Origin of the sequence: Microcoleus sp. FACHB-831, assembly GCF_014695585.1 — a bacterium.
Classification (GTDB): Bacteria; Cyanobacteriota; Cyanobacteriia; order Cyanobacteriales; family FACHB-T130; genus FACHB-831.
The window spans coordinates 59,140-76,296 of record NZ_JACJON010000067.1 but is presented as its reverse complement, the minus strand read 5'-3'; the positions used below and the strand labels follow the sequence as shown (position 1 = coordinate 76,296).

Sequence of the window (17,157 nt, the reverse complement as noted above, 5' to 3'; positions counted from 1 at the left end):
ATCTCAGCCTAAAAAGTCAGGGAGCAATTAGCTCCCTTTTTTTATTGCGCTTAAAGCGTCGCTTGCAGCTGCGAAATCAGATTTTCCACATAATCCAAAGCGCTGCTTATAGTAGATGGATCTTCGATATCTATGCCCACATACTTGCGTAACGCTTCCACTTGATTCATACTTCCCCCAGCTGCGAGTAACTCAAAATAACCGGGTATGAAGTCGCGCCCCACTTGGCGATATTTCTGATAACAGGCAAGGCTGACAATATTAGAAGCCGTGTACTGGTAGCAATAGAACGGCTTAAAGTAGATGTGACCAATCCGCGCCCAGTCGTACTGGTGTTCTGGCAGCATTTCTACCGCATCGCCACAAAGTTCCTGGTAGAGTTCAGTCCATTTTTCATTAACAAAAAGGCGATCGAAACTACTTTGCGCGGCGCGATCGTGAATGGCCAACTCTAAGCGGCTGATGGTGCTTTGACGGAATAGCAGATTTAGCTGATCTTCTAGTTGCCGAGTTAACAGAGATTTTCCTAGTTTTTTGTCATCGGCGGCTGTTTTAAGCAAGTAATCGAGTAGCAGCAGTTCGTTGAAAGTAGAAGCAATTTCTGCCAGCACCATCGGCGGATTGCTGTTGAAATAGGTTTGGCGATCGCCTATCCACGCAAAATGCAACCCGTGCCCCATCTCGTGCGCTAAAGTAAACAGCGAGTTGTAATCCTCGGTGTAAGACAGCAAGAGATAACTGTGCTTACCGTGAGTGTAAGAACAAAACGCACCGCCGCGTTTACCAGGACGCAACTTCGCATCCACCCAGTTGTTCACAAAGAATTCTTCTGCACGACGAGCATAATTAACATCAAACTGCTCCAACGCAGATAGCAGAGTTTCCACCCCAGCCTTATAGTTGACTGGCGCAGTAGGTTCGTCGCCAATTGTCCAAGGTGCATAAATATCGCAGATGCGGATTTTTTGCCCCAGTGCTTCTCCCTTCAACCGGTAATAGCGTTGAAACAAGTCAAACCGGCTGCGCGTCCCCTCCATGATTGCCCGGAAAACGGGTTCAGACACTTCATCTGCTAACAGTTGCTTGTGCAGAGTTGAAGTGTAACCCCGCATTTGACTTTCAATGCGATGATCTTGCGAAACCGTATTCAGAATGAAGCCGTACAATGAATTGTGCTGCTGCATCACCTGTCGCACAGACTTATAGGCGTCGTAGCGCACGGCGGACTCTGGGTGAAACAGTAGCGCACCCAATTCAGCTTCTGTATTCGCAGATTTTCCGTCAGGCGTAGTGACTGGTTGATATTCCTGTTCGCCTAAATGAACTGACCGCAACTGAATAAACGCCTGTCGTCCAGTAAGATTACTTTGGTTGCGGGTTTGCTCCACTTCCTCAGAAAGCTTGTGAGGGCGAAACTCAGCGATACGCTCTATATAGTGGCTGTAAGTTTGCAATAAGGGTGACGACTGCAAATCCGAGAATTTCTCTGAGTTGAGATTTTGCAGTTCTAAGTCGAAAAACAGCAACTGGTTTTCAATTCCCGTGAGCGCTTCCATCACCTTGTCGAGAAATTGCTTCGCTTGGGTATTGCGAGTATCTGCTGAGAAGACAAGCGAGGGGAAGGCGTAGAGATAACCAGCTTTTTCGTTAATCGCTTCTAGCTGTTGCAGACATTGCGCCACTTGTTCGGGGGTCAGTTCTGCTACCTTTCCCCGGTAGTTTCCACGAAACTCGGTCGCCGTCTGCTGGAGTGCTTCGAGATCCAGCTTTAGCTGGGGGTCGTCAAAACCCTGGTAAAGGTCTGAGAGGTTCCATTCCTGCGGACTGTCCAGCTGGGTCAAACCAGCGCCAGCTGGGTTTTCTGATGTTTGAACCAAAATCAAACTCCCGTATCAAAATGAGGTTTAGAGACTGGGTTATGATGTTAGCAAAAACTTTATGAGTGATTCATCAGCGTCAAGAACAGTGTCAGCCTTACGAATTTTGCTGGTTGAAGACAACGATACGAATCGAGAAATGCTGAGTGACTACCTCAGCTACTTTGGCTATGAGGTCTTTAAATTGGCCGATGGCTATAAGTTTTTTCAGACCCAGGCGCAATTCCAGCCTCACTTAGTTTTGCTAGACTTAAAGTTACCAGAGATTGATGGCTACACTCTCTTAGAGCAAATCAAACAGAGGTCAGATTGGCCGCAGGTCCCCGTGATTGTAGTCTCAGCTTTTGCTTTTGAAGCCGATAAACAACGAGCTATTAGTTTGGGCGCTCGTCGATACTTCGTTAAACCCGTAAATCTCAACGCTCTGAGTCAGGCGATTCAGGAAGAATTGGCCAATCTGACTCGCTAACTTCGGCTTGGTTGGGCTGAATTTCGCTAACTTCGGCTTGGTTGGGCTGAATTTCTTGACTTCTGTTTACGGTGATGAATTCTTCAACCGTAAGGCTGAGTTTCTGCACAGAATTGCCAATTTCTGAAATCTTAGTTTCGGCTCGTGCTACCACGAGAGTTAATGTTTGAAGTTGATTAAGGATTTCATCTATGGCGTCCCGATACTTGGACTCAAAATCTTCCATATTCATGACTTATTTCCAGTAGGGGACAATTTGTTTACTACACATTTATAAATTTAACAACTATCTTTAGACAGAGTAATCAGCAAATTGGCTGATTGCTAGAGAAAAACCGCAAATTCACAGAAATTTTACAGAAAAAACCTTATTTTTAACCAAAAGTTAATAGTTTAGTTATCCTCATAAAGTTGAACTGCTGCTTGTGACAACATCTGCTCAAACCCTAACTCTCGTTAAAGATCCAGAACGCTTGGAAAAACGCCTCAAGGAGATTCCGCCGGAACCGGGGGTATATTTCATGCGGGACGCAAGCGATCGCATCCTATATATAGGCAAATCTAAGAAACTGCGATCGCGCGTGCGTTCTTACTTCCGCGACAAACAAAAACTAAGCGATCGCATCGCCATGATGGTACGCCAAGTGGCTGAGATCGAGTTCATCGTCACCGACACCGAAGCCGAAGCATTAGCGCTAGAAGCCAATTTAGTCAAGCAACACCAACCCTACTTCAACGTACTCCTCAAAGATGACAAAAAATATCCCTATGTTTTAGTTACCTGGTCAGAAGATTATCCGCGTATTTTCATCACCCGCAACCGCAGGATAGGAAAGAAAGGAGACAAATATTACGGGCCTTTTGTAGATGCTCATCTGTTGAGAACAACTCTCAGACTGGCTAAAAGGCTTTTTCCTATGCGCCAGCGTCCTCAACCGTTGTTTAAAGATCGTGCTTGTCTAAACTACGATCTGGGGCGTTGTCCTGGCGTGTGTCAAGGATTAATTTCCCCAGAAGAATACCGCAAAACCATCCAAAAAATAGCGATGGTTTTTCAGGGAAGGACGGGGGAATTGATTGATACTCTCAAGTCGAATATGGAAAAAGCTGCTGAAGAATTAAACTTTGAGGCAGCAGCGAGGATGCGCGATCAAATTGGTGGCTTGAAGTCGCTGAGTGCCGATCAAAAAGTATCTTTACCTGACGATACAGTATCGCGGGATGCGATCGCTCTAGCCGCTGACGACCAACACGCCTGCATTCAATTATTCCAAATTCGCGCTGGGCGGTTAGTAGGTAGATTAGGATTCGTAGCAGACGCGCAATCGGGTACGCCTGGGGCTATTTTACAACGGGTGTTAGAAGAACATTATCAAAACGCCGATTCGGTAGAAATTCCAACTGAAATTCTGGTACAACATGAGTTACCAGAAGGTGAAATGCTGGCAGAATTTTTAACCAGTCGCAAAGGGCGTAAAGTTACAATTTTGGCTCCGCAACGACAGACAAAAGCAGAACTAATTGAAATGGTGGAGCGCAACGCTCATTACGAACTAGAACGGACGCAAAAAGTAGGCGATCGCAACTCCGAGGCGATGCAAGATTTAGCCGCCATTCTCGATTTGCCGGAATTACCTCATCGCATTGAAGGTTACGACATTTCCCACATTCAAGGTTCAAATGCCGTAGCATCGCAAGTAGTATTTATTGACGGACTACCAGCTAAACAACACTATCGCCACTACAAAATTAAAAATCCCGAAGTAAAATCGGGTCACTCTGACGACTTTGCCAGTTTAGCTGAAGTAATTAGCCGCCGCTTCCGCAAGTATGCAGAAGATCCGCAAATGCAGCGCGTCGGGAACTCAGATTGGCCAGATTTGGTGATGATTGATGGTGGAAAAGGTCAACTTTCATCTGTTGTGGCAGTCTTGCAAGAGATGAACTTAATGGAAGATTTGCGAGTAGTAAGTTTAGCCAAACAGAGAGAGGAGATATTCTTACCAGGTGAGTCTTCCCCGTTGGAGACAGATGCAGAACAACCGGGAGTGCAACTATTGCGAAGATTGCGGGATGAAGCGCACCGATTTGCTGTTACTTTCCACAGACAACAGAGGAGCGATAAATTAAGGCGATCGCGCTTAGATGAAATTCCAGGACTGGGATTCCATCGACAAAAGCTACTATTAGCGCATTTTCACTCCATCGACTACATCCGTGAAGCCTCACCAAAACAGCTATCTGAAGTGTCTGGAATTGGCCCGCGTTTAGCTCAGGAAATATACGATTATTTCCATCCTGCTTGAGCCTTACTATAGCCGCTTTTATTCTTCGCGGATGGTCTTGGTAACAATTAACATAGACTAATCGCTCTGTGTGTTCCCCAGATATGCTTTACTGCCTCAATCCCAACTGTAGCGATCGCCTTAATGCCGATTGTGTATATTTCTGTAAAAATTGCGGTTCCCAACTACTACTCAGAAACCGTTACCGCGTCATCAAACCTATTGGCGGCGGCGGCTTTGGCAAAACATACGAAGCAGTAGATCAAGACTGCATGAACGCCCCGTGCGTTGTCAAACAGTTCGCACCCTCAGCCGAAATTCAAGCAAATCCAGCAGCACTCCAGAAAGCAACGGAACTGTTTAACCAAGAGGGTGTGCGACTGTTTGAATTGGGAGAGCATTCGCAAATTCCCAGGCTGCTAGCCCATTTTGAACAAAACAAGTGCCTGTATTTAGTGCAAGAGTTGATCGATGGGCAAACTTTACGCCAAGAATTAGCCATTCAGGGAGCTTTTAGCGAAGAAAAAATTGTGCAGTTGTTGAGCGATCTGCTGCCAGTTCTCAAGTTTATTCACGAAAATGGCATAATTCACCGAGACATTAAACCAGAAAATATTATGCGCCGCCGCAAGGATGGCAAATTAGTGTTAATTGATTTCGGCGTCTCTAAACAGGCGACTGTGACAGCTTTAGGTCAAGTGGGTACAACAGTTTGCACGGCAGGATATACACCTATAGAACAAATGCGCGGCATGGCTTACCCAGCTAGCGATATCTATAGTTTAGCCGTGACTTGTATTCGTCTAATAACTCAATGTTTGCCAAAAGCAGACGGTTCTGATGAGCTTTTCGATCCGCTTGAAGGTCGATGGTTATGGCGCGATCGCGTGCCAAAAAACGCAACCATTAGCGCGACTTTGGAGCAAGTTTTAGACAAAATGCTCGCCGAATTACCAAAAAATCGCTATCAATCTGCGGCGGAGATACTCCAAGAGATCGCTCCCCATGATTTTGAACAACCTGAAGCATCTGAAACATTATTACCTGCTGGCGCAAATCCAATTTATACTGCCACAACATCGGCACCTGTTATAACTTCTCCTCCTATTAATTTGAGTCTGGAGGTGGAGAAAGTTTACAGCAAATTGGAGGAACTACTAGCAGCAGGAAAATGGCGAGAGGCTGATGAAGAAACTAGAAATGTTGTACTTAGAGTAGCCGGACAAAAACCAGGGTGGATAACTCAAGAAGATGTAGATAAATTTCCTTGCGAAGCACTACGCATCATCGATCATCTGTGGTCAAAATATAGCAATGCTCGCTTTGGCCTAATTATACAAAAGCGTATTTGGGATGATGTTGGCGGGACTGCTAACCCAGATTATGAAAGTTGGTGTCGCTTTGGCGATCGCATCGGTTGGCGCGACAAAGGGCGTTGGCGCGGCTATCGCAATCTTATTTTTAGTCTCGATGCTCCCGTTGGACATCTGCCAGGGGCGGGATTTGGGGGCGCTCCTTCTTGGATTACCCCTGCTTTTGCAGCGAGACTAGCAATTTGTAACCTCAATTAATTACTCACAGCCGCAACGCAAGATTGAGGATAAATAACACAAACGTGTTTGCTTCAATCTCCATAAAGCAACTTGTAAAAATTGCAATTTTATGAAGATGCAGATCGCAGTTGCTTGTTTTGTGCTGTTTAACTCTAATAAGTAATAGATAGGAGTCGGTTCGTCTCGACCCTAAGAATATTTTTGCGGGGTAGCCTAGCGAAGCGCGTTAGTGGTAAGCGATCGCCCTGCTTTCGATCGTTCCAGCGCCCGTTAACAATTTTTAATTTGTTTATTTATAAAAAGTTTCTATTTTTCAAGGCTATCGGGGAACTATAAGAAAGTTAAGGCAACAGCCGAACCCCCGCCTGACTAATCTTGCATTCCCTTACTCGCACAAGCCCCATACTAAACCGCTTTTAAGATACCGCTCATTAACCTTATATAAGCAGGATTCAGACAATGAACATCACCCTTTCCGGTTACACTCTCATCGAAGCCATCCATGAAGGCAATAATACTGTCATTTATCGGGCGCAACGCGAACTTGATGCCACACAGGTGATTATTAAAACCCTGCAAGCTGAGTATCCCACGTTAGAAGAAATTACCCGCTTGAGGCATGAATATATAATTTTACAACCCCTGGATATAGAGGGGCTTATTAAAGTTTATGGATTAGAGAACAATCAGCACGGGCTAGCGTTAATATTGGAAGATTTTGGGGGAGAATCCCTGAAACAATGGCTGGGCGATCGCGCCTTACCATTAACCCAATTTCTAGAAATAGCTATTAAGCTAGTATCAACTCTTGCCCAACTGCATCAAAACAAAATTATTCATAAAGATATTAAACCCCAGAATATTGTAATTAACCCAAAATCCAGACAAGTTAAATTCATCGACTTTAGCATTGCATCGCGCCTAGAGAGAGAAAATCAAACGCTCGGCAATCCAACCTTACTAGAAGGCACTCTTGCCTATATGTCCCCAGAACAAACTGGAAGGATGAACCGTTCAATTGACTACCGCACCGACTTCTATTCTCTAGGAGTTACCTTCTATGAAATGCTCGCAGGACAGTTGCCATTTAATGCTAGCGAACCAATGGAATTGGTACACAGCCATATAGCTAAAATCCCGTTTCCTCTTCACCAACTAAATCCGGAAATCCCAGAAGCCGTTTCATCTATTGTGATGAAATTATTAGCTAAAAATGCTGAATACCGTTACCAAAGCGCCGAGGGTCTAAAGTTCGATCTTGAAACTTGTCTGCTCAAACTACAGACTAGCGGCACTATTACTAACTTTATTACCGGTAGTGCCGACAAAGCAGGTCAATTAATTATCCCGCAGAAACTTTACGGTCGTCATGCAGAAGTTGCTAGGCTTCTGGAAACTTTCGATCGCGTTGCCGCTGGCACTACCGAAATGATGCTGGTATCGGGTTATTCCGGGATAGGCAAAACTGTTTTAGTGAATGAAGTTCACAAACCTATTGTGCGACAACGCGGCTATTTTATCGCCGGAAAATTTGACCAATTTAAACGTAATATTCCTTATGCTTCGCTAATTCAAGCTTTTGAATCCTTAATTCAACAGTTACTAACTGAAAGTGAAACGCAAATTAAAAGTTGGGAAGAAAAACTCTTATCTGCTTTGGGCGTTAACGGCAAAGTAATTATCGACGTTATTCCCGAAGTCGAATTAATTATTGGCAAACAGCCACCCGTAGCAGAACTAGGAGCAACTGAAGCTCAAAACCGTTTCAGTCGCGTCTTTAAACAATTCATTGGCGTATTTACGACTATTGACCATCCCTTAGTTATCTTCCTCGATGACTTGCAGTGGGCGGATTCGGCATCGTTAAAATTAATTGAATTGCTAATAACTGATTCTGATAGCAAGTATTTATTGCTGATTGGGGCATACCGAGATAACGAAGTTTCTCCAACTCATCCGACGATTCAAACAATTGACAAGATTCGCCAAACTGGTGCGACGGTGAATAATATTGTCCTTCAACCATTACACCGGGTTCATGTCGAAGAATTAATTGCGGATACTTTAAATGAATCTGGCGGTTCGGAATCCCTTTCTGTAAAGACGCGAAATTTCGCGTCTCTACTTTTTAATAAAACGCAGGGCAATCCTTTCTTCTTAAGTCAACTCCTCAAAACTCTCTATCAAGAAGATTTGTTGACTTATAACTTCACCCCCCTAATCCCCCCTTACCAAGGGGGGACACAGGGGGGTTGGCAATGGAATATCGAGCAAATTCAAGCGATCGGCATCACTGATTACAATGTTGTCGAACTGATTGCTAGGAACATACGCAAATTGCCAGAAGATACACAAAAAGTATTAAAATTTGCTGCTTGTATTGGCAACACTTTTAACTTAGAAGTTTTGGCGATTGTCAATCAGGAATCATCCTTAGTCACGGCGGCGCAATTGTGGGCAGCACTTCAAGCTGGGTTGATTTTACCTTTGAGCAACGAATACAAAATTCCCCTCGTATTTAGTCAGGAAGAATCGGGCGGTTTTACCTTAACTGATGTGAAGGTTGACTACAAGTTTTTACATGACCGAGTGCAGCAAGCTGCCTATTCTTTGATTCCAGATGAGCAGAAAAAAGAGACCCACTTAAAAATCGGTCAACTGCTGCTGCAAAGTACAACGCCCGAAGACCGAAAAGAAAATATTTTCGCTTTAGTTAACCAACTCAATTATGGTACTGACTTACTTACCACTGAATCCCAAAAATATGAACTAGCCCAATTGAATCTGATTGCAGGTCAGAAAGCGAAAGCTGCTACAGCCCACGATTCCGCCGTCAAATATTTGCAAGTGGGTTTATCTCTGCTAGCGGTAGATAGTTGGGACAATCGGTATGAACTGACATTAAGGCTGCATGAGGAAGCAGCAGAGTCAGCATATTTGAGTGGTGATTTTGACGGAATGCAGAGATTCGTTGAGATAGTACAAAACTGCGCCAACACGCTATTGGACAAAGTAAAAGTGTACGAAGTCCAGATTCAAGCTTATATGGCGCAGAACAAGCTGGTCGAAGCATTGAATACGGGGCTGCAAGTCTTAAAGCAGTTGGAGGTAGAGTTTCCCGACTCGCCAAACCCATCTGATATTGGGCAGGCGCTGGGGGAAACTGCGGCAATTTTGAGCGGAACCCGAATTGAGGACTTAATCGATCTCCCTGAAATGACCGATCCTTATCAATTAGCAGCGATCAGGATTTTGTCAAGTATATTTTCTGCTTGCTATTCTGGGATGCCCGTACTGGTGCCTTTAACAGTGTGCAAACAGGTCAATTTATCCGTTCAATATGGCAATGCTTCTGTGTCTCCCTTTGCATATGCGGTATACAGTCTTCTTCTTTGCGGGGCGGTAGGAGATATTGAGCGGGGCTATGAGTTGGGCCAATTAGCTTTACGTCTAGTGTCAAAGTTAAATGCCAAAGAAATCGAAGTCAAGACTTGCCACTTAGTGTATGCAGCCGTTCAACATTGGAAAGAACACGTCCGAAATACCTTAGAACCTTTCCTGTCAGCTTTCTCTAGCGGGCTGGAAACTGGAGATTTAGAATATGCTGGCTATGCCGTCATGGTGTGGAGTCATTACTCGTTTTTTGTGGGCAAGCAACTAATGCAGCTCGAACGAGAGATAGCAACTTACACAGATGCCCTTCATAAAATCAGCCAAGAAACAGCGCTTAATAATACAAAAATCTGTTGGCAAGCCGTCTTAAACATGATGGGAAGAAGCGAAAATATATGCCAGTTAAAGGGGGAAATCTACGACGAAGAGAAAATGCTGCCGCTATATCAGCAAACCAACAATCAACTGGCAATTCATTACTTATACTTGCACAAACTTGCGCTTTGTTATGTGTTTGAGAATTACGCGGAAGCTTTAAAAAATATCCCTCAAGTAGAAAGTTCTTTCGGCTCATCTACAGGGCAGCTAACTGTTGTTATCTTCTATTTCTACGAGTCTCTAGTACGGCTAGCTGTGTATCCTGAAACTTCGCAGTCCGACCAACAGGACATTCTTAACCGAGTACAAGCTAATCAAGAGAAATTGCAAAAATGGGCGCATTATGCCCCAATGAATCATCTGCATAAATTCTATTTAGTAGAGGCAGAAAAACATCGTGTTTTAGGGGAAAAAGTAGAAGCGATCGAGATCTACGACAAAGCGATCGCTCTTGCTAAAGAAAACGAGTACATCAACGAAGAAGCACTAGCTCACGAACTCGCTGCTAAATTCTATTTGTCATGGGGTAAAGAAACTATTGCCCAAACTTACATGACAAAGGCTTACTACGCTTATATGCACTGGGGAGCAACAGCCAAACTTGAGGATTTAGCAAAACGCTACCCTCAATTACTCTCTCCTGTTCTTAACCAGAAAATGAACCAAAAGACGGGCGAAAGAATTACCCAGACGATTCAGGGAACCGTTACTTCTACCGGATCTGGAATTGACGAAATTCTGGACTTAGGTGCGGTGATGAAAGCCTCGCAAGCAATTTCTGGGGAAATTGTTCTGGCTAGCTTGCTCGACAAGTTGATGAAAATTTTAATAGAAAATGCTGGCGCTGAAACTGGGTTGCTCATTTTATCAAAGGACGATCAATTTGTTATAGAAGCCGCTGGAAATAAAGATGAGGTGCAAGTGCTGCAATCTTTACCAGTATCAAGCAACCAGCAAGTATCTGTATCCGTGCTTAATTACGTTGCTAGAACGCAGAAAGATGTCGTTTTAAATGATGCAAGCTGTGAGGAAATCTTTAAAGCTGACCCCTACATTAACCAATACAAACCAAAGTCAGTCTTGTGTGCGCCCATCCTTTATCAAGGCAAAATCACCGCAATTCTTTATCTAGAAAATAATTTGATTACAGGTGCATTTACGCCAAAGCGGGTGGAATTTTTGCGGATTTTATCGGCGCAAGCTGCGATTTCAATAGAAAATGCTCGTCTTTATACGGATTTAGAAGCTGCCAAAGTTAACCTCGAAACAAAAGTCGAAGAGCGCACCCTAGAGTTACAGGAAAAAAATCTAGTTCTGCAACAAGAGATAAGCGATCGCTTAAAAGCCGAAGAAGCAGCTAAATCCGCCAACCGAGCCAAAACTGAATTTCTCGCCAACATGAGCCACGAACTGAGAACACCACTCAACGGCATCTTAGGTTACGCACAAATCCTCAAGCGAGAACAATCTTTAACCGAGCGACAAAAAGACGGTCTGGGTATCATCAACCAATGCGGCGAACACCTGCTTACTCTAATAAATGATATTTTAGACCTTTCCAAAATCGAAGCTCGGAAAATGGAGCTTCACCTCACTAATTTTCATTTTCCAGAATTCCTAGAAGGCATCGCCGAAATTTGCCACCTTCGTGCCGAACAAAAGGGAATTTCCTTAATCTACGAACCTCTCACCCCACTTCCCATAGGTGTCCGGGGCGATGAAAAACGATTGCGCCAAGTTCTGATTAACTTACTCGGCAATGCAGTCAAATTTACCGAAACGGGGGGGGTAGCATTCAAAGTAGGCTATCAACAAGACGAGATCCGGTTTCAGGTAGAAGATACAGGCGTTGGCATGGCTACCGAGCAATTAGAAGAAATATTTTTACCCTTCCACCAGGTAGGAGAACACAATCGCAAAGCTGAAGGAACAGGCTTAGGACTAGCAATAAGCCGTCAATTAGTTCAGATGATGGGCGGCGAACTCAAGGTCAAAAGTACCTTGGGGAAAGGCAGCGTTTTCTTCTTTAGTTTAAATTTACCAGAAGTTTCCGAATGGGCAGATGTGGCCAAAGGAGATCAAGGCTTAATCGTAGGCTTCAAAGGTGAAAAAAGAAAAATTATCGTAGCAGACGATAAGGCGCAAAATCGTTCGCTTTTGGTCGCCATGCTGAAGCATTTAGGGTTTGAAATTATCGAAGCAACAGATGGTATTGACTGTTTAAACAAAGCCCGTGAACTTAAACCAGATTGTATCTTAATGGACTTGATGATGCCAATGATTAATGGCTTAGAAGCCACTCGTCGTATTCGTAAATTACCGAATCAGAACATAGTAATAATTGCTACCTCCGCCAGCGTTTTTGATTTCGATCAACAAAGAAGTTTGGAGGCTGGTTGCAACGACTTTCTTCCTAAACCCATTCGGGAACAGGAGCTTTTAAACAAGTTACAGATCTACTTAGGCTTGGAATGGATTTTTAATGAACCAGCCGAGGATAGGCCAGAGGTATTGCAAGCAAAGCCAAGCTTAGCAAAAGGGGAAAACCAAAACTCACAATTAATTACTCCGCCTGCGGAAGAACTAGCTACCTTATTCGATTTAGCGATGATGGGCGATCTTAGAGGCATTATCGACCGAGCTGAAACCCTTGAAAAGATGAATCAAGAATGGGTGCAGTTTACCAGTCATTTACGTCAATTAGCAAAAGGATTTGAAGAGAAGAAAATTATAGAATTTATTAAACAGTGCAGGGGAAACCATGAGCGTTAAAACACTAAATGAAGGCAGCATTTTAATCGTTGATGACACCCCCACTAATTTAGGAATACTGTTTGATTTTTTAGCTGCCAAGGGCTTTAAAGTCTTGGTAGCGCAAGATGGCGAAAGTGCTATCCAAAAAGTAAAGTATGCCGCACCCGACCTAATTTTGCTCGATGTGCTTATGCCTGGAATGGATGGCTTTGAAACTTGCCGCCTTCTGAAAGCTACCGAATCAACGAAAGACACCCCAGTAATTTTTATGACGGCGCTTTCTGACACCGTTGATAAAGTCAAAGGTTTGAATCTGGGAGCGGTCGATTACATTACCAAGCCGTTTCAGCATGAAGAAGTTTTAGCTCGTATTAAGCTCCACCTAAACCTGCGGAATTTAACCAAAAGACTCCAAGAGCAAAATGTGCATCTGCAACAAGAAATCGCCGAGCGCATATGGGTTGAAGAAGCACTGCGGCAAAGTGAGGAACGCTTCCGCAGGATAGTTGATACAGCTCAGGAAGGTATCTGGCTACTAGATGCCTATGCTAATACCACATATGTTAACCAGCGTATGAGCGAAATGCTGGGCTATAGCATCGAAGAAATGCTAGGTGATTCTCTTTTCAATTTCATGGATGATACTGGTCGTCTTGAAGCATCACAGCATTTTGCACGACAGCAACAAGGAATTAACGAACAGCATGATTTCCGGTTTATTCGGAAAGACGGTTCAGAACTCTGGACAATAATTTCTACCAGTACGCTATTTAATAAAAACAGAGAATTTCTCGGTGCGCTATGTATGCTCACTGATATTACCGAACGCAAGCGATCGGAACAGAAAATCCGCGAACAAGCTTCGCTGCTCGATGTCACAACTGACGCTATTCTCGTTAGAGACTTGGGAAACAAAATATTATTTTGGAACAAATCTGCTGAACGCTTATACGGGTGGAAGGTAGAAGAAGCTATTGGTAAGAACGCTAATCAGCTTTTGTACAGAGAAAATCCCCCTCACATAACACAAATTCAGGACATAATTATTGAGAAAGGAGTATGGCAGGGTGAATTGAATCAAGTCACAAAAGACGGCAAAGAAATCATTGTTGCAAGTTGCTGGACGCTGGTACGGGATGATGCGGGGCAACCAAAATCAATACTAACAATCAACACCGACATTAAAGAGAAAAAGCAATTAGAAAAACAGTTTCTTCGCGCCCAGCGGATGGAAAGCTTAGGCACGCTCGCTGGTGGTATCGCCCACGATCTCAACAATGTTCTAGCGCCAATTTTAATGGCAATTCAACTATTGCAAATGAAAATTGACGACGCTCGCAGCCAGCAGTGGCTGGATCTTCTAGAACTCAATGTTAAACGTGGTGCTGACTTGGTAAAGCAAGTTTTGTCATTTGCACGCGGTTGTGAAGGAGAGCGATCGCTTCTTGAAGTAACACACTTAATTTTAGAAACTGAGCAGATCGTCAAAGAGACATTTCCTAAATCCATCGAAGTCCATACCAATATATCCCCGGACCTTTTACCTGTCTCTGGAGATAACACACAACTGCACCAAGTTCTAATCAACCTCTGTGTCAATGCTAGGGATGCTATGCCAGATGGCGGTACTTTAACTCTTTCTGCTTACAATCTTTGTATTGATGAAAATTATGCTCGAATGCATATTGAGGCTACAGTTGGTTCTTACATTGTTATTAAAGTTTCCGATACAGGAACTGGCATCCCGACGGAAATGTTGGAGCGAATCTTTGAGCCATTTTTCACCACAAAAGAACTGGGTAAAGGTACAGGATTAGGTCTTTCAACAGTCATCGGCATCATTAAAGGACACGGCGGTTTTGTTGACGTATACAGTGAACTGGGACAAGGTACGCAATTTAAAGTGTACTTACCTGCAACTGAGATAACTACCCACGGTTACACCACACCAACTCGTGACCTTGTACCTGTAGGACATGGAGAATTGATTCTCGTTGTTGATGATGAATATTCAATCCGTGAAATCACAAAAAGCTCGCTAGAAAACTATGCTTACAATGTTATAAGTGCAAGTGATGGTATTGAAGCGATCGCCCTTTATGCCGAACATAAGGAAGAAATTGATGTTGTATTAGTTGATATGATGATGCCCTGTATGGATGGCCCAACAACTATTCGTACCTTGCAAAAAATCAACCCGCAAGTGAAGATTATTGCTGTCAGCGGACTCGGACCAAACCATAAAATGGCTGACTTACTTGGTACTACCGTAAAAACATTCTTGCTAAAACCGTATACATCAGATGAATTATTACAACAACTCTATACAGTTCTTAATACAAACTAGATAAATTACTTTATTTAAGCTAAAAGCTGGCGAAATAGTAGTGAGCTAACATAACAATAGCTGTTACTTGTTTAATTGAAAAAAAAGCTATTTGTATGCCTATGAATTAATATAAGCAGCCCTTTTTACCACAATCACTTAAATAACATTCAGGCTTTAAACAAAAATATAAGTTTTCAGCAAAATGAAGAGGTAAATATATGAACCTTGAGATGAAACGAGAAGGGACTATATTAATAGTAGATGACAATCCCACAAACTTAGGAGTATTGTTCGATTTTTTAGCGAATGCTGGCTCCAAAGTCTTGGTAGCTAGAGATGGCGAAAGTGCCATACAAAAAGTCGAATATGCACCACCAGATCTCGTCTTATTAGACATAATCATGCCTGGAATGGATGGCTTTGAAACTTGCCGTTTATTAAAAGCCAACCCCTCAACTCAAGACATTCCAGTGATTTTCATGACCGCGCTTACCGAGACTGTAGATAAAGTCAGAGGTTTGAATTTGGGAGCAGTGGACTACATTACAAAACCGTTTCAGCATGAAGAGGTTTTAGCCCGCGTGAAGCTCCATCTGAATATCAGGAACCTGACCAAGAAACTCCAAGAGCAAAATGTGCGTTTGGAACAAGAGATCCAAGAGCGTGCGGGGGTAGAGGAAGCGCTATTGACGCTTACATCAGAGTTAGAAAGACGAGTAGAACAACGGACTGCTACTATTTCCCAAGCCAACGAGCGCCTCAAACAGGAGATTCAAGAGCGCCTGCAAGCAGAGGCGGCATTGCAGCAGTCAGAAGCACGCTATCGAGAACAAGCAAATCAGTTAGAACTTGCCTTTCGCCAACTCCAACAAACCCAAGGTCAACTTGTTCACAGCGAAAAAATGTCGAGTTTGGGACAGCTAGTTGCTGGTGTCGCCCATGAAATTAACAATCCTGTTAACTTCATCTACGGCAATCTCATTCACGTCGCTCACTATACCCAAGATCTGCTCCACCTCGTTCACCTTTATCAGGAGTACAACCCTTCACCTAGTCCTGTAATTCAAGAGGAGTTAGAAGCTATGGATTTAGAGTTTATGATTTCAGACTTGCCCAAACTCTTGGCATCCATGAATGTAGGGGCTGAACGCATCCGCGAGATCGTTCAGTCGATGCGGAACTTTTCGCGCCTGGACGAGGCTGAGATGAAGCCAGTTAATGTCCACGATGGGCTAGATAGCGCCCTGCTGATTTTGCACAATCGCCTCAAGCCCACGTCTAATTATCCTGCAATTCAAGTAATCAAAGAGTATGGCAACCTGCCCAAAGTTGAATGCTTTGCAGGGCAACTGAATCAAGTGTTTATGAATCTTCTAGCCAATGGTATAGATGCATTAGAAGAGTATAACCGACAGCGATCGCACCCAGAAATTCTCTCTTGCCCCAGCACGATTTTCATTCGCACCGAAGTGATAGACGAAGAAACGGTGGCGATTCGGATTGCCGATAATGGCCCTGGCATAAGGGAGGAAGTACGTTCTAAACTATTTGACCCCTTCTTTACAACCAAACCCATCGGCAAAGGCACGGGCTTAGGATTATTTATTAGCTACCAGATTGTCGTGGACAAACATAGCGGTAAAATTCATTGTCTTTCAGCACCGGGGCAAGGAGCAGAGTTCGTTATTCAAATTCCCATTAGACAGCACAATCAGGAAAAGACCTTGCTCCAACAAACCTGATATGGGTAGTTAAATAGTGTCTACAAATTTCCTCTATTACCCTGCTACTCCCGCTGTGTTTGTAGTTATAGTCTTTAGCTATACATCCAAACTAAGTTCGATTTTCCAGATTAATCTATCTAGAGGGTGAGGCTAAAAATCCCGCTTTCCTTAAAATAATATAGATTTTTCTAAAGTATTAACCACTAAGCATTATTTTATAGCGATTACCCTTTTTATCAGTGTAAAAAAACAATACAAATAGGCACTGAAAATTTGTAAACTTTTACAATCTCTTTGGTTTTAGCCTGTAAGGATATCCAGGCAGACGTAAGCTAAAGCTACTTATTACCATGAATTAGCAGTGGGGATCAAAGCCAAAAGCCAAAGTATTCCTA

The 17,157-nt window shown here is 43.4% G+C and carries 8 protein-coding genes; 6 read left to right on the top strand and 2 right to left on the bottom strand.

Features of this window, described 5'->3' with window-relative positions; all coding sequences use genetic code 11:
• Positions 1-50 precede the first annotated feature (50 nt).
• Positions 51-1,877, bottom strand: a complete 1,827-nt coding sequence (locus tag H6F77_RS19080) for a M3 family oligoendopeptidase (RefSeq protein WP_190490132.1) — start codon at positions 1,875-1,877, stop codon at positions 51-53.
• Between the two features lie 61 nt (positions 1,878-1,938).
• On the opposite strand from H6F77_RS19080, the gene H6F77_RS19075 reads away from it, so the two are divergent.
• Positions 1,939-2,346, top strand: coding sequence for a response regulator (locus H6F77_RS19075; protein WP_190490131.1), 408 nt, complete (start codon positions 1,939-1,941; stop codon positions 2,344-2,346).
• On the opposite strand, the gene H6F77_RS19070 is transcribed toward H6F77_RS19075, so the two are convergent.
• A complete protein-coding gene (locus H6F77_RS19070) occupies positions 2,294-2,578 on the bottom strand; it encodes a hypothetical protein (RefSeq protein WP_190490130.1) in 285 nt (94 codons plus the stop codon). The two genes, H6F77_RS19075 and H6F77_RS19070, sit on opposite strands and share 53 nt — an antisense overlap.
• 193 nt (positions 2,579-2,771) lie before the next feature.
• Between H6F77_RS19070 and uvrC the strand changes: the two genes are divergently transcribed.
• The 5 genes from uvrC to H6F77_RS19045 all read left to right on the top strand — a co-directional run bounded on the left by uvrC (position 2,772) and on the right by H6F77_RS19045 (position 16,780).
• Positions 2,772-4,652, top strand: a complete 1,881-nt coding sequence (gene uvrC, locus H6F77_RS19065; protein ID WP_190490129.1) for an excinuclease ABC subunit UvrC — start codon at positions 2,772-2,774, stop codon at positions 4,650-4,652.
• An 83-nt stretch (positions 4,653-4,735) separates the two neighbouring features.
• Entirely contained in the window at positions 4,736-6,202 is a 1,467-nt protein-coding gene (locus H6F77_RS19060) for a serine/threonine-protein kinase (RefSeq protein ID WP_190490128.1), read from the top strand.
• Between the two features lie 441 nt (positions 6,203-6,643).
• Positions 6,644-12,727, top strand: a complete 6,084-nt coding sequence (locus tag H6F77_RS19055) for a hybrid sensor histidine kinase/response regulator (RefSeq protein WP_190490127.1) — start codon at positions 6,644-6,646, stop codon at positions 12,725-12,727.
• On the top strand, positions 12,717-15,056 hold the full coding sequence (locus tag H6F77_RS19050) for a hybrid sensor histidine kinase/response regulator (protein WP_190490126.1): 2,340 nt from the start codon (positions 12,717-12,719) through the stop codon (positions 15,054-15,056). Before H6F77_RS19055 ends, H6F77_RS19050 begins: the two co-directional genes overlap by 11 nt.
• A gap of 200 nt (positions 15,057-15,256) precedes the next feature.
• Complete coding sequence (locus H6F77_RS19045; RefSeq protein WP_190490125.1) at positions 15,257-16,780, top strand: hybrid sensor histidine kinase/response regulator; 1,524 nt, start codon at positions 15,257-15,259, stop codon at positions 16,778-16,780.
• Positions 16,781-17,157: the final 377 nt, after the last annotated feature.

Excerpts from the sequence above, each read along its gene's own strand:
- H6F77_RS19075 (WP_190490131.1), top strand. The coding sequence starts at position 1,939 with ATGAGTGATTCATCAGCGTCAAGAACAGTGTCAGCCTTACGAATTTTG.
- H6F77_RS19070 (WP_190490130.1), bottom strand. The coding sequence starts at position 2,578 with ATGAATATGGAAGATTTTGAGTCCAAGTATCGGGACGCCATAGATGAA.
- H6F77_RS19060 (WP_190490128.1), top strand. The coding sequence starts at position 4,736 with ATGCTTTACTGCCTCAATCCCAACTGTAGCGATCGCCTTAATGCCGAT.
- H6F77_RS19055 (WP_190490127.1), top strand. The coding sequence starts at position 6,644 with ATGAACATCACCCTTTCCGGTTACACTCTCATCGAAGCCATCCATGAA.
- H6F77_RS19050 (WP_190490126.1), top strand. The coding sequence starts at position 12,717 with ATGAGCGTTAAAACACTAAATGAAGGCAGCATTTTAATCGTTGATGAC.
- H6F77_RS19045 (WP_190490125.1), top strand. The coding sequence starts at position 15,257 with ATGAACCTTGAGATGAAACGAGAAGGGACTATATTAATAGTAGATGAC.